Raw genomic sequence first — 12,868 nt, 5'->3', positions numbered from 1 at the left:
GGCAGGAGTCATCATGCCGAGCATAGACGCCCTCGCCGATCGCTTATCGACCTACCTCGGCAATGACCAGGTCAACCTGGTCCGCCGAGCGTATTTCTACGCCGAACAAGCCCATGACGGTCAACGCCGTCGCAGCGGCGAGGCGTACGTCACGCATCCTCTTGCGGTGGCGAATATTCTTGCCGACATGCACATGGACCATCAGAGCCTGATGGCGGCGATGCTGCATGACGTGATCGAAGACACCGGTATCGCCAAAGAAGCGCTGCAAGCGCAGTTCGGTGAAACCGTGGCCGAACTGGTCGACGGGGTCAGCAAACTGACCCAGATGAATTTCGAGACCAAGGCCGAAGCCCAGGCTGAAAACTTCCAGAAAATGGCCATGGCCATGGCACGCGACATTCGTGTGATCCTGGTCAAGCTTGCCGACCGCCTGCACAACATGCGCACGCTGGAAGTGCTGTCCGGCGAAAAGCGCCGGCGCATCGCCAAGGAAACCCTCGAAATCTACGCGCCCATCGCCAACCGGCTGGGCATGCACGCCATTCGTATCGAATTCGAAGACCTCGGTTTCAAGGCGATGCACCCGATGCGTTCCGCGCGGATCTACCAGGCAGTCAAACGCGCCCGGGGCAACCGCAAGGAAATCGTCAACAAGATCGAAGAATCCCTGGGTCATTGCCTCGCCATCGACGGCATTCAGGGCGAAGTCAGCGGTCGCCAGAAACACCTCTACGGCATCTACAAGAAAATGCGCGGCAAGCGTCGGGCCTTCAACGAGATCATGGACGTCTACGCGTTCCGGATCATCGTCGACAAGGTCGATACCTGCTACCGCGTGCTGGGCGCTGTACATAATTTGTACAAACCGTTGCCGGGACGCTTCAAGGATTACATCGCGATTCCCAAGGCCAACGGCTATCAGTCGCTGCACACCACGCTGTTCGGCATGCACGGTGTGCCGATCGAGATCCAGATCCGCACCCGCGAAATGGAAGAGATGGCCAACAACGGCATCGCCGCTCATTGGCTGTACAAATCCAGTGGTGATGAGCAACCGAAAGGCACTCATGCCCGCGCCCGTCAGTGGGTCAAGGGCGTGCTGGAAATGCAGCAACGTGCTGGCAACTCGCTGGAATTCATCGAAAGCGTGAAGATCGACCTGTTCCCGGACGAGGTCTACGTGTTCACGCCCAAAGGCCGGATCATGGAGCTGCCCAAAGGCTCCACGGCGGTCGACTTCGCCTACGCGGTGCACACCGATGTTGGCAACAGTTGCATCGCCTGCCGGATCAACCGCCGTCTCGCACCGCTGTCCGAGCCGCTGCAAAGCGGCTCCACGGTCGAGATCGTCAGCGCTCCCGGCGCACGGCCGAACCCGGCGTGGCTCAACTTTGTGGTCACCGGCAAGGCGCGCACGCACATTCGCCATGCGCTGAAACTGCAACGCCGCTCCGAGTCGATCAGCCTCGGCGAACGCCTGCTGAACAAAGTGCTCAACGGCTTCGACAGCGCGCTGGAAAAAATTCCGGCCGAACGCGTCGCGGCGATGCTCGCCGAATATCGCCTCGAACTGATCGAAGACCTGTTGGAAGACATTGGCCTGGGCAATCGCATGGCTTACGTGGTCGCCCGTCGTCTGCTTGGCGAAGGCGAACAGTTGCCAAGCCCTGAGGGCCCACTGGCCATTCGCGGCACCGAAGGCCTGGTACTCAGCTACGCCAAATGCTGCACGCCGATCCCGGGCGACCCGATTGTCGGGCACCTGTCGGCGGGCAAAGGCATGGTCGTGCACCTGGACAACTGCCGCAACATCAGCGAAATCCGGCACAACCCGGAAAAATGCATCCAGCTCTCTTGGGCCAAGGATGTCACCGGCGAATTCAACGTCGAGCTGCGCGTCGAGCTGGAACATCAGCGCGGCCTGATTGCGCTGCTCGCCAGCAGCGTCAACGCAGCCGACGGCAATATCGAGAAAATCAGCATGGACGAACGCGATGGTCGCATCAGCGTCGTCCAGTTGGTGGTCAGCGTCCACGACCGTGTGCACCTGGCCCGTGTGATCAAGAAACTGCGCGCCCTGACCGGAGTGATCCGCATCACCCGCATGCGTGCCTGAGCCCACCATTACAAGGAGTCATACATGACCAAGACTGTTATCACCAGCGACAAGGCCCCGGCTGCCATCGGCACCTACTCCCAGGCAATCAAGGCTGGCAACACCGTTTACATGTCGGGCCAGATTCCTCTGGACCCAAAAACCATGGAACTGGTGGAAGGCTTCGAAGCCCAGACCGTCCAGGTGTTCGAGAACCTCAAAGCCGTGGCCGAAGCCGCCGGCGGTTCGTTCAAGGACATCGTCAAACTGAACATTTTCCTCACCGACCTGAGCCACTTCGCCAAGGTCAACGAGATCATGGGCAAGTACTTCGACCAGCCATACCCGGCGCGCGCCGCCATCGGCGTGGCGGCACTGCCAAAGGGTTCGCAGGTTGAAATGGATGCCATTCTGGTCATCGAGTGATGCGCACGGCGCGGCCTTAAGACGCCGCGCCGACTGCTCAGCAAGAAAAGGTTTTGAAAGGATTCCACCATGCGCAAAGCGCTAGCTCTCCCGCTGCTCGCCATTTTCCTCGGCGGCTGCGCCAGCAACCCTGCCGACCGTGACATCAGCGGCACCTGGATCAACCAGGTGGCGATCGATGCTGCAGCCAAGGGCGGCCCCCTGCGCGAAGCGCTTCAGGCCTACGGCCCGAACCTGGAGTGGGACGTCAACACCAAGGCCGGTCAGGCCCGCTATACCAACGGTTTTGAGAACGTCGAAGGACGGCTGCTGGGCGAACAGTCCGGCGCCTGGAAAGTCGACTTCTATGGCAGCTCCGCCAGCGAGCTGAAACGCGACGGCGGGCAACTGCAGCAAGCCGCCAGCGAAAACGAACCGGAACAGGCCTTCGACCGCGCACAGATTCCGGTGCCGGAAGGCGCACCGATCGGGGCCAGTTTCGAACGGGCACTGTATTCGGCCTACATGGGCGGCAGCTGGACAATTGCCAGTGGTCAAGGCGAAGGCGGCACCGTGCAGTTCCAGGCCGATGGCCAGGTCTCCGGTTTGCCGGGTGCCGATCGCTATGCGTTGTGTCTGGCGGGCGATTGCGCGTCGATGAGCAGCACCAATGACAACATGTGGCTGCAACTCAACGGTCAGGGCAATGCCTATATCTTTGCGCGCAAGGGCAAGGAACTGGAGATCTTCCAGGCCGTGAACACGGCGTTGGCGGATGAAATGCCGCAGTACACGCCAGGCGAACGCAAGTGGTTGCTTGAGAAGCAGTAAACGTACCTGAGACCAACACATAACACTGTGGGAGCGAGCTTGCTCGCGAAGGCGGCTTAACAGTCAACGATGATGTTGGATGTGCCGGCCCCTTCGCGAGCAAGCTCGCTCCCACAGGTGTTTTCGGCGTCTTTAAGTCAGCATTTTCCTTCAAGGATCGCCGCGTAACCTTCGCGGTAACTCGGGTATTTCGGCGTCCAACCCAAGGCCTTCGCCCGGGCATTGCTGCACCGCTTGCTACCGGTACGCCGCACACTGGCATCCTCCGCCCACTCGGTCACACCGAGGTACTCACGCAACCAGCCCACCACTTCGGCCAACGGTGCCGGTGCATCATCGACGCCAATATAGAACTGCTCCAGCGCCACACCTCGATGATCAGCATCCAGCAGGAACGCCAGCAATCCCGCCGCGTCATCGGCATGTATGCGATTGCCATACAGCGGCGGATCAACTGCAACCCGATAACCACGACGTACCTGAGTCAGCAGCCATTCACGGCCCGGCCCATAGATACCGGTCAGACGCAGGACGCTCGCCGGGATACCGCTGTTAAGTGCCACCTGCTCGGCTTCGAGCATCAATCGACCTGAGTAACCGGTGGCGACGGTCTCGCAAGTCTCATCCACCCACTCGCCGTCCAGTTGCCCGTAGACACTGCTACTGGACACGAAGATCAGGCGCTCGGGCACTTGCCCATAGTCGTCCAGCCAGCTCAGCACGTTCTGCAAACCCTGCACATAAGCCGCGCGATAGCCGGCCTCGTCGTGATCGGTCGCCGCTGCGCAATACACCAGGTAATCCACGGCACCGACGGGCCAGGTCGCCGGACAGTCTTCGTTGAACAGGTCGCCGGCAACACCGATGACACCCTCAGGCAAACGCGAGACATCACGGCGCAGGCCATGAACTTCCCACCCGGCGGTCAACAATTGCTTGGCCAGACGACTGCCAACATCACCACAACCGGCAATCAAAACAGAAGGCGCGGACATCAAAAAACTCCCATCGGAAAGGGACAGACTAGCCTTGGCAGGAGACGTGCGGCTAGCAATCAAGGAAAAAAAGATACTCTATTACTTTTGTTAACAAGAATTACTTGCAATAATGCAGGCCACTTTTGTTCTCGGCCTCACGAGGCCTGGAAGAGCATCATCGTTTTTCTATCTCAGGTCCGGCCAGCATGACACGTAATCAAATCCCCGCTTCGCCAACCAACCGACCTCGCGCCTGGAGCGCGGTGGCAGCTCTGCTGCTCAGCCTGATGCTGGCACCGACCGCCGCCTTCGCCGACGCCCAAGCGCCTGCGACGCCAGCCGCCACCGAGCAGAGCGCTCCCGCGGCTGCCGCACCTGACGCAACAGCCCCTGTTCAGACCCTCGATGCCACACCGGCCGAAGTCCCTCAAGCCCTCGAAGCCGACAACAGCCTGGGCATGGCTCACGACCTGTCGCCATGGGGCATGTACCAGAACGCCGACATCATCGTGAAAATCGTGATGATCGGTCTGGCCATCGCGTCGATCATCACCTGGACCATCTGGATCGCCAAAGGCTTTGAGCTGATGGGTGCCAAGCGTCGTCTGCGGGGTGAAATCGCCGCGCTGAAGAAAGCCACCACCCTTAAAGAAGCCAGTTCCACTGCGGGCAAGGAAGGCACTCTCGCCAACCTGCTGGTGCACGACGCGCTCGAAGAGATGCGCCTGTCGGCCAACAGCCGCGAGAAAGAAGGCATCAAGGAACGCGTCAGCTTCCGTCTCGAGCGTCTGGTTGCCGCTTGTGGTCGCAACATGAGCAGCGGCACCGGTGTGCTGGCTACCATCGGTTCCACCGCACCGTTCGTCGGCCTGTTCGGCACCGTGTGGGGCATCATGAACTCCTTCATCGGCATTGCCAAAACCCAGACCACCAACCTCGCCGTCGTGGCCCCAGGCATTGCTGAAGCACTGCTGGCCACCGCACTGGGCCTGGTTGCTGCGATTCCTGCGGTTGTGATCTACAACGTGTTCGCCCGCTCCATCGCCGGTTACAAGGCGCAGGTGTCCGACGCTTCGGCAGAAGTCCTGCTGCTGGTCAGCCGCGACCTCGATCACCAGCCTGAGCGCAGCTCGCAACCGCACATGGTGAAAGTGGGGTAATCGGCCATGGGCCTGCATTTGAAAGAAGGCGCAGACGACGATCTGGCCGAGAACCACGAAATCAACGTCACGCCGTTCATCGACGTGATGCTGGTGCTGTTGATCATCTTCATGGTGGCCGCTCCATTGGCCACGGTGGACATCAAAGTCGACCTGCCTGCCTCGACCGCCAAACCAGCGCCGCGGCCGGAGAAACCGGTGTTCCTCAGCGTCAAGGCTGACCAGCGCCTGTTCCTCGGCGAAGACGAAGTGAAGCCTGAAGCACTGGGCGCCACCCTCGACGCACGCACCAAAGGCAAGAAAGACACCACCATCTTCTTCCAGGCTGACAAAGGCGTGGATTACGGCGACCTGATGAGCGTGATGGATAACCTGCGCGCAGCAGGCTACCTGAAGGTCGGTCTGGTCGGACTCGAGAGCGCAGTCAAGAAATGATCACGACGCGCCATAAGCTGACGCGTTACAGCGGTAGCCTGGCCGTGGTGCTGGGCGTTCACGCGCTGGCCATCGCGCTGGCGCTGAACTGGACGACCCGCCCGCCCATCGAATTGCCGCCTCAGGCAATGATGGTCGAGCTGGCACCGGTTCCGGCCCCGCCACCGCCTGCACCGCCGAAAGTCGTCACGCCACCGCAGCCACCGGCGCCGGTCGAAGAGCTGCCGATTCCGAAATTGGCCGAAGCGCCGAAAGCCGAAATCGCAGTGCAGAAACCCAAACCGAAGCCAAAGCCTAAACCGCCGAAGCCGATCGAGAAAAAGCTGCCCGATCCGCCGAAGGAAAAACCTTCCGAGGAAAAACCGGCCGACACGCCACCGACTCCGGCTCCGACGGAGAAATCCGCGGCACCGGCACCGGGCCCGTCGCCGGCACAAATGGCCGCCAAGGCCAGTTGGCAAGGCACCCTGCTCGCGCATCTGGCCAAGTACAAAAAGTACCCGGCCAGTGCTCAGGCACGGGGCAAGGAAGGTTTGAACCGACTGCGTTTCGTGGTCGATGGCGAAGGCAACGTGCTGTCGTTCGAACTGGTGGGCCGCTCCGGCAACGCCGATCTGGACCGGGCCACCCTGGAAATGATCCGCCGCGCGCAGCCGCTACCCAAGCCACCGGCCGACATGTTGACCAATGGCTCGATCGAAATTGTTGCGCCGTTTGTTTACTCGCTCGAACGCCGCCGCTAAGAAACACCGCAAGACCTGTGGGAGCTGGCAAGCCAGCTCCCACAAGGTTCTCCGCCAGCCGAGAGAGCCAAGTCAAAAAGGCACCGAAAGGTGCCTTTTGCATATCTAGCAACGGCAAACCCACATTGCCCGGTGTCGCACTACTCCCCCAGTCTGATAACGTGCGTCTATCGATCGCAGCCGGTATGCTTGGCCCGCATCTTCATGGACGCTTGCTATGACTCTCACAGAATTACGCTACATCGTTACCCTCGCCCAAGAGCAGCATTTCGGCCACGCCGCCGAAAAATGCCACGTCAGCCAGCCGACCCTGTCGGTGGGCGTGAAGAAACTTGAAGACGAACTCGGTGTGCTGATTTTCGAGCGCAGCAAGAGTGCCGTGCGTGTGACGCCGGTCGGCGAAGGTATCGTCGCCCAGGCGCAGAAAGTACTGGAACAGGCCCAAGGCATTCGCGAGCTAGCCCAGGCCGGCAAGAACCAGCTGACCGCTCCGCTGAAAGTCGGCGCGATCTACACCGTCGGCCCGTACTTGTTCCCGCACCTGATTCCACAACTGCACCGGGTCGCTCCGCAGATGCCGTTGTACATCGAAGAAAACTTCACCCATGTGCTGCGCGACAAACTGCGCAACGGCGAGCTCGACGCGGTCATCATCGCCCTGCCGTTCAACGAAGCCGACGTGCTGACCCTGCCGCTCTACGACGAGCCGTTCTACGTCCTGATGCCGGCCCAGCACCCGTGGACGCAAAAAGAAACCATCGACGCCGGCCTGCTCAACGACAAGAGCCTGCTGCTGCTCGGCGAAGGGCACTGCTTCCGTGATCAAGTGCTCGAAGCCTGCCCGACCCTCACCAAGGGCAACGACGGCGCCAAGCACACCACCGTCGAATCCAGTTCGCTGGAAACCATTCGCCACATGGTTGCCTCTGGCTTGGGCATCTCGATCCTGCCGCTGTCGGCCGTCGACAGCCATCACTATGCCCCGGGCGTGATCGAAGTACGGCCCTTGTCGCCGCCGGTACCATTCCGCACCGTGGCGATTGCCTGGCGCGCGAGCTTCCCGCGACCGAAAGCCATCGAGATCCTCGCCGACTCCATTCGCCTGTGCTCGGTGGCCAAGCCAGCGGCACCGGTTACAGCCGGTTAAGCGAGCGTCATGACGGAGCTGTCGCAAGTGTCGGTGACGGCACTCAAGGGTGTCGGCGAAGCCATGGCCGAGAAATTGGCCAAGGTCGGTCTGGAGAATCTCCAGGACGTGCTGTTCCACCTTCCGCTGCGCTACCAGGATCGCACCCGCGTGGTGCCTATCGGCCACTTGCGACCGGGACAGGACGCCGTGGTCGAAGGCACCGTCAGCGGCGCCGACGTGGTCATGGGCCGACGTCGCAGCCTCGTCGTGCGCCTGCAGGACGGCACCGGCGGCCTGAGTCTGCGCTTCTACCATTTCAGCAACGCACAGAAAGAAGGCCTCAAGCGCGGCACGCGGATTCGCTGCTACGGCGAAGCCAGGCCCGGCGCGTCTGGACTGGAAATCTACCACCCGGAATACCGCGCCATCACCGGCGACGAGCCGCCGCCAGTGGATGAAACCCTGACTCCGGTCTACCCGCTCACCGAAGGCCTGACCCAGGCGCGTCTGCGCCAGCTGTGCATGCAAACGCTAACGATGCTCAAGCCTGACACCCTGCCCGACTGGCTGCCGACCGAACTGGCTCGCGACTATCAACTGGCGCCACTGGCCGATGCGATCCGCTACCTGCACAACCCGCCCGCCGACGCTGACGTCGACGAGCTCGCCCTCGGCCACCACTGGGCGCAGCACCGCCTTGCCTTTGAAGAACTGCTGACACATCAACTGTCTCAGCAACGTCTGCGCGAAAGCATGCGCTCGCTACGCGCGCCAGCGATGCCGAAAGCGAAAAAGCTGCCACCGAAATATCTGGCCAACCTTGGCTTCAACCCGACTGGCGCGCAACAACGCGTCGGCAACGAAATCGCCTACGACCTGAGCCAGCACGAACCGATGCTGCGGCTGATTCAGGGCGACGTTGGCGCGGGTAAAACCGTGGTCGCCGCCCTCGCTGCGCTGCAAGCGCTGGAGGCCGGCTATCAAGTTGCACTGATGGCGCCGACCGAGATCCTCGCCGAACAACACTTCATCACCTTCAAGCGCTGGCTCGAACCGCTGGGCATTGAAGTCGCGTGGCTGGCCGGCAAGCTCAAGGGCAAGAATCGCGTCGCCGCGCTGGAACAGATCGCCAGCGGCGCGCCGATGGTGGTCGGTACCCACGCGCTGTTCCAGGACGAAGTGCAGTTCAAGAATCTCGCGCTGGTGATCATCGACGAACAGCACCGATTCGGCGTACAGCAACGTCTGGCGCTGCGCCAGAAAGGCGTCGGCGGGCGCATGTGCCCGCATCAACTGATCATGACTGCCACACCGATTCCCCGGACGCTGGCGATGAGCGCCTACGCCGACCTCGACACCTCGATCCTCGACGAACTGCCGCCCGGTCGAACCCCGGTCAACACCGTACTGGTCACCGATACCCGCCGCGTCGAAGTCATCGAACGGGTGCGCGGTGCTTGCGCCGAAGGGCGTCAGGCCTATTGGGTGTGCACGCTGATTGAAGAGTCGGAAGAGCTGACCTGTCAGGCCGCCGAGACCACGTTCGAAGACCTCACCGCCGCACTCGGCGAGCTGAAAGTCGGGCTGATCCACGGTCGCATGAAACCCGTCGAAAAAGCCGCGGTGATGGCCGAGTTCAAGGCCGGCAACTTGCAACTGCTGGTCGCCACCACGGTGATCGAAGTCGGTGTCGACGTGCCCAACGCCAGCCTGATGATCATCGAAAACCCCGAACGCCTCGGCCTCGCGCAGTTGCACCAATTGCGCGGCCGCGTGGGTCGAGGCAGCGCCGCCAGCCATTGCGTGCTGCTCTACCACCCGCCGCTGTCACAGATCGGTCGCCAGCGCCTGGGCATCATGCGCGAGACCAACGACGGTTTCGTCATCGCCGAAAAAGACCTCGAACTGCGCGGCCCCGGCGAAATGCTCGGCACCCGCCAGACCGGCCTGCTGCAATTCAAGGTCGCCGACCTGATGCGCGACGCCGACCTTCTGCCCGCCGTGCGCGATGCAGCGCAAGCTTTGCTGGAACGCTGGCCGACGCACGTCAGCCCCTTGCTCGACCGCTGGCTGCGCCATGGGCAGCAATACGGCCAAGTGTGAGCACCGTCGCAGTTTCTGAACCCTCGTTCCAACCAAGCTGGTTATACTCGTGCAATTGTTTCAAAAACGGATACAGACCATGACCGAAGCTGCTCTCGCCCCCGAATCTCCGCACGCTCCGTCTGTTATTCGGCTGCTGCTCAACAAGCTGGGCATTGCCTACGAAGAAGTGCTCGACCACCACGGCCTTAATGCTTCGCGCAAAGTGCAAGCCGTGTTGCTGGACGACGCGGTCGGTGCGCTGATGGTGCTGTTTCCCCAGAGCCAGTTGCTGGATCTCAACCGCCTCGCCGAACTGACGGGCCGTCGCCTGACCGCCGTCTCCACCGAGCGCCTGGAAAAGATGCTCGGCAAACACAGCCTGAGCCTGCTGCCGGGTCTGCCGGCACTGACCAGTTCGCCGTGCCTCTACGAAGAAAGCCTGCTACGTGAGCCGAAGCTGCTGATCAACTCCGGCGAGCCGGGCGTGCTGCTGGAAATTGCCAGCGAAGCCTTCAAGACCATGCTGACCAAGGCCAGCGCCGCCAACTTCGGCGAAGCCCTGAGCAGCATCCGTCCTAACCTTGATCGCCCGGACGATGACCGCGAGGAAATCACCCAGGCCGTGCAAGCGTTCACCGCGCGCCGCATTCAGCAACGCCTGGAAGCGACCATCGAGATTCCGCCGCTGGCCGAAACCGCGCAAAAAATCATCAAACTGCGCGTCGACCCTAACGCGACCATCGACGACATCACCGGTGTGGTCGAAACCGACCCGGCACTGGCAGCACAAGTGGTGAGCTGGGCGGCGTCGCCGTACTACGCTTCGCCGGGCAAGATTCGTTCGGTGGAAGACGCGATCGTCCGTGTGCTCGGTTTCGATCTGGTGATCAACCTCGCGCTGGGTCTGGCCCTCGGCAAGACCCTAAGCCTGCCGAAGGATCATCCACAACAAACCACACCATACTGGCAGCAGTCGATCTACACCGCCGCCGTCATCGAAGGCCTGACCCGTGCCATGCCACGCGCCCAGCGCCCGGAAGCCGGCCTGACGTATCTGGCCGGCCTGCTGCACAACTTCGGTTACCTGCTGCTGGCGCACGTCTTCCCGCCGCATTTCTCGCTGATCTGTCGTCACCTGGAGGTCAACCCGCACCTGTGCCACAGCTTTGTGGAGCAGCACCTGCTGGGTATCAGCCGCGAACAGATCGGCTCGTGGCTGATGCGCTACTGGGACATGCCGGACGAACTGGCCACCGCCCTGCGCTTCCAGCACGACCCAAGCTACGACGGCGCCTACGCCGAATACCCGAACCTCGTCTGCCTGGCCGTGCGCCTGCTGCGCAGCCGTGGCATCGGCTCCGGCCCGGATGAAGACATCCCCGACGCCCTGCTCGAACGTGTCGGCCTGACCCGAGACAAAGCCAACGACGTCGTCAGCAAAGTCCTTGAGGCTGAAGTCCTGCTGCGCGAACTGGCCTCGCAGTTCAGCCAGGCCTAAACGCAAACAGGCCCGCTCCCCCCAGGATTACCAAAATCCCTGTAGGAGCGAGCCTGCTCGCGATGAATCCACCTCGGTCCAACTGCCCGCCCCTGATCGTTCACACGCTCCGCGTGGGAATGCATCCCGTGACGCTTCGCGTCACCAAAGGCTCAAGCCTTAGGCTTGGCCTTCCTCGGCTTCAAATACTTCATCAATCCCTGAAACCACATCACCAGCGCCGGATTGCCCTTGATCTGGATCGACTTGTCCTGAATGCCCTGCATAAACGCCAACTGCTTGTTCTTCGCCTGCATCGTGGCAAAGCCATAACCCGCATCTTTAAAGGCAATCGCAAGCGCCGGCTCTGCCACTACGCCAGACTTGCTGGTAATCCGCTGATTCTTCACTACGAAATGCCGCGCCACCTTCCCGTCCAGCGTCTGCATCTGAAACACCAGATCCTTGTCACCCAACTGCTGCTGGAACGCAGGATTTGTCCGACTGGCCTTACCCATCAACAGACCTAGCATCCACAGGAGAAAACGAAATTTCATGCGCACAGCCTCAAAAGGAAAATGAACGGCCGGCGCAGTGTAAGGGATTCGAACGATAACGCCACTATCTGCCTCTATTGGAAGAGGATGCAGACCATTTCACGCAAGATGACTACCAAATCACGATTCAGCGTTCAGCCGCTGATCGTTCCCATGCTCCGCGTGGGAATGCATCCCGAGACGCTCCGCGTCTCACCACTCACCTTTCCTACACCTGCTGAAACACATCCCTGTAGGAGCTGGCGAAGCCTGCGATCTTTTGATCTTCCGCCCTGCAAATCCATGGGAAATTTCCTGCAAAGTGCCGGGCTGTCCATGAACTAGGCGAGTTGGTGCGATGTGGATAGGCTCTGTGGGTCGCCGCAAAATCGGTGGCCGGATGTGCAAGTCCGAACTCGGGGAAATCAATTAACTGCTCAGGATTTACACCGATGACCGATGAAACATTCAGCACTGAAGCAACCTCGCCCTACGAATCCCCCAATTCGAAGAAATTCCACGAAGCCGCCGAGCGCGCCCTCGACCACCATTTCAAACCGCCCCTCGAACCACGCGCCAAACGCGAAACCGGCCTCTTCAGCCTCTCCCCCGGCACCGACGCCGAAGCCCTCATGGCCAACGCCTCGGAAGACCTGCTGTCCATCAGCGTCATCGCCTGCGACCTGGCCGACGACCTCCACGGCTCCCGCCGCTCGGTTGCACTGGCACTGAGCAGAATGGCGGATGGGGTGCGGTTGATGGTCGAAGGGATGCTCGATCACATTGAAGTGCGGAGTGTGAGGGCCAAGCCGTAACGGGATTTGGGGATGGAAAAAAGGGGACGTTGAGTCCCCTTTCTGCAGTCTGTCCCGTCCTGAATAAGGTTTACACCTTCTGACCCATTCTCAGGAGGGAGTAATGAATACGGGAGAAAGGCGCAGTCAGCGTGATTACACGCTGACCTTTAAATTGTCGGTCGTCGATCAGGTCGA

12 protein-coding genes are annotated in these 12,868 nt (G+C 61.1%); 10 read left to right on the top strand and 2 right to left on the bottom strand.

Features of this window, described 5'->3' with window-relative positions:
- Positions 1-13: 13 nt before the first annotated feature.
- From spoT to IAI51_RS21785, 3 genes are all read left to right on the top strand, one after another.
- On the top strand, positions 14-2,119 hold the full coding sequence (spoT, locus tag IAI51_RS21795) for a bifunctional GTP diphosphokinase/guanosine-3',5'-bis pyrophosphate 3'-pyrophosphohydrolase (RefSeq protein ID WP_187680340.1): 2,106 nt from the start codon (positions 14-16) through the stop codon (positions 2,117-2,119).
- A 24-nt stretch (positions 2,120-2,143) separates the two neighbouring features.
- Positions 2,144-2,524, top strand: coding sequence for a RidA family protein (locus IAI51_RS21790; protein ID WP_003229509.1), 381 nt, complete (start codon positions 2,144-2,146; stop codon positions 2,522-2,524).
- Between the two features lie 69 nt (positions 2,525-2,593).
- Positions 2,594-3,334, top strand: coding sequence for a hypothetical protein (locus tag IAI51_RS21785; RefSeq protein ID WP_187680339.1), 741 nt, complete (start codon positions 2,594-2,596; stop codon positions 3,332-3,334).
- 137 nt (positions 3,335-3,471) lie between these two features.
- Here IAI51_RS21785 and IAI51_RS21780 read toward each other — a convergent pair whose 3' ends face one another.
- On the bottom strand, positions 3,472-4,329 hold the full coding sequence (locus IAI51_RS21780) for an SDR family oxidoreductase (RefSeq protein ID WP_187680338.1): 858 nt from the start codon (positions 4,327-4,329) through the stop codon (positions 3,472-3,474).
- 188 nt (positions 4,330-4,517) lie between these two features.
- Between IAI51_RS21780 and exbB the strand changes: the two genes are divergently transcribed.
- The 6 genes from exbB (at position 4,518) to IAI51_RS21750 (ending at position 11,361) form a co-directional block, all read left to right on the top strand.
- Complete coding sequence (gene exbB / locus IAI51_RS21775) at positions 4,518-5,471, top strand: tonB-system energizer ExbB (protein ID WP_187680337.1); 954 nt, start codon at positions 4,518-4,520, stop codon at positions 5,469-5,471.
- Positions 5,472-5,477: 6 nt separating this feature from the next.
- Complete coding sequence (gene exbD / locus IAI51_RS21770; RefSeq protein ID WP_095187912.1) at positions 5,478-5,906, top strand: TonB system transport protein ExbD; 429 nt, start codon at positions 5,478-5,480, stop codon at positions 5,904-5,906.
- Positions 5,903-6,649, top strand: a complete 747-nt coding sequence (locus IAI51_RS21765; RefSeq protein WP_187680336.1) for an energy transducer TonB — start codon at positions 5,903-5,905, stop codon at positions 6,647-6,649. The genes exbD and IAI51_RS21765 overlap by 4 nt, the downstream gene beginning before the upstream one ends.
- Before the next feature lie 217 nt (positions 6,650-6,866).
- Positions 6,867-7,796 (top strand): hydrogen peroxide-inducible genes activator, encoded by a 930-nt coding sequence (locus tag IAI51_RS21760; protein WP_187680335.1) that lies wholly within the window; start codon positions 6,867-6,869, stop codon positions 7,794-7,796.
- 9 nt (positions 7,797-7,805) lie between these two features.
- Positions 7,806-9,881, top strand: a complete 2,076-nt coding sequence (recG, locus tag IAI51_RS21755; protein ID WP_187680334.1) for an ATP-dependent DNA helicase RecG — start codon at positions 7,806-7,808, stop codon at positions 9,879-9,881.
- A 79-nt stretch (positions 9,882-9,960) separates the two neighbouring features.
- Positions 9,961-11,361, top strand: coding sequence for an aminoacyl-tRNA deacylase and HDOD domain-containing protein (locus IAI51_RS21750; protein WP_187680333.1), 1,401 nt, complete (start codon positions 9,961-9,963; stop codon positions 11,359-11,361).
- Between the two features lie 152 nt (positions 11,362-11,513).
- Here IAI51_RS21750 and IAI51_RS21745 read toward each other — a convergent pair whose 3' ends face one another.
- Positions 11,514-11,897 (bottom strand): helicase, encoded by a 384-nt coding sequence (locus tag IAI51_RS21745; RefSeq protein ID WP_187680332.1) that lies wholly within the window; start codon positions 11,895-11,897, stop codon positions 11,514-11,516.
- A gap of 431 nt (positions 11,898-12,328) precedes the next feature.
- On the opposite strand from IAI51_RS21745, the gene IAI51_RS21740 reads away from it, so the two are divergent.
- Entirely contained in the window at positions 12,329-12,691 is a 363-nt protein-coding gene (locus tag IAI51_RS21740; protein WP_187680331.1) for a DUF6124 family protein, read from the top strand.
- Positions 12,692-12,868: the final 177 nt, after the last annotated feature.

The sequence above is a fragment of the Pseudomonas sp. N40(2020) genome (assembly GCF_014472415.1).
Lineage (GTDB): Bacteria > Pseudomonadota > Gammaproteobacteria > Pseudomonadales > Pseudomonadaceae > Aquipseudomonas.
Note: the sequence above shows the minus strand (reverse complement) of the source record. Positions and strands in the feature narration are given on the sequence as shown.

What these genes read in the sequence shown, in the direction of transcription:
- spoT (WP_187680340.1), top strand. Translation starts at nt 14, where the DNA reads ATGCCGAGCATAGACGCCCTCGCCGATCGCTTATCGACCTACCTCGGC.
- IAI51_RS21790 (WP_003229509.1), top strand. Translation starts at nt 2,144, where the DNA reads ATGACCAAGACTGTTATCACCAGCGACAAGGCCCCGGCTGCCATCGGC.
- IAI51_RS21785 (WP_187680339.1), top strand. Translation starts at nt 2,594, where the DNA reads ATGCGCAAAGCGCTAGCTCTCCCGCTGCTCGCCATTTTCCTCGGCGGC.
- IAI51_RS21780 (WP_187680338.1), bottom strand. Translation starts at nt 4,329, where the DNA reads ATGTCCGCGCCTTCTGTTTTGATTGCCGGTTGTGGTGATGTTGGCAGT.
- exbB (WP_187680337.1), top strand. Translation starts at nt 4,518, where the DNA reads ATGACACGTAATCAAATCCCCGCTTCGCCAACCAACCGACCTCGCGCC.
- exbD (WP_095187912.1), top strand. Translation starts at nt 5,478, where the DNA reads ATGGGCCTGCATTTGAAAGAAGGCGCAGACGACGATCTGGCCGAGAAC.
- IAI51_RS21765 (WP_187680336.1), top strand. Translation starts at nt 5,903, where the DNA reads ATGATCACGACGCGCCATAAGCTGACGCGTTACAGCGGTAGCCTGGCC.
- IAI51_RS21760 (WP_187680335.1), top strand. Translation starts at nt 6,867, where the DNA reads ATGACTCTCACAGAATTACGCTACATCGTTACCCTCGCCCAAGAGCAG.
- recG (WP_187680334.1), top strand. Translation starts at nt 7,806, where the DNA reads ATGACGGAGCTGTCGCAAGTGTCGGTGACGGCACTCAAGGGTGTCGGC.
- IAI51_RS21750 (WP_187680333.1), top strand. Translation starts at nt 9,961, where the DNA reads ATGACCGAAGCTGCTCTCGCCCCCGAATCTCCGCACGCTCCGTCTGTT.
- IAI51_RS21745 (WP_187680332.1), bottom strand. Translation starts at nt 11,897, where the DNA reads ATGAAATTTCGTTTTCTCCTGTGGATGCTAGGTCTGTTGATGGGTAAG.
- IAI51_RS21740 (WP_187680331.1), top strand. Translation starts at nt 12,329, where the DNA reads ATGACCGATGAAACATTCAGCACTGAAGCAACCTCGCCCTACGAATCC.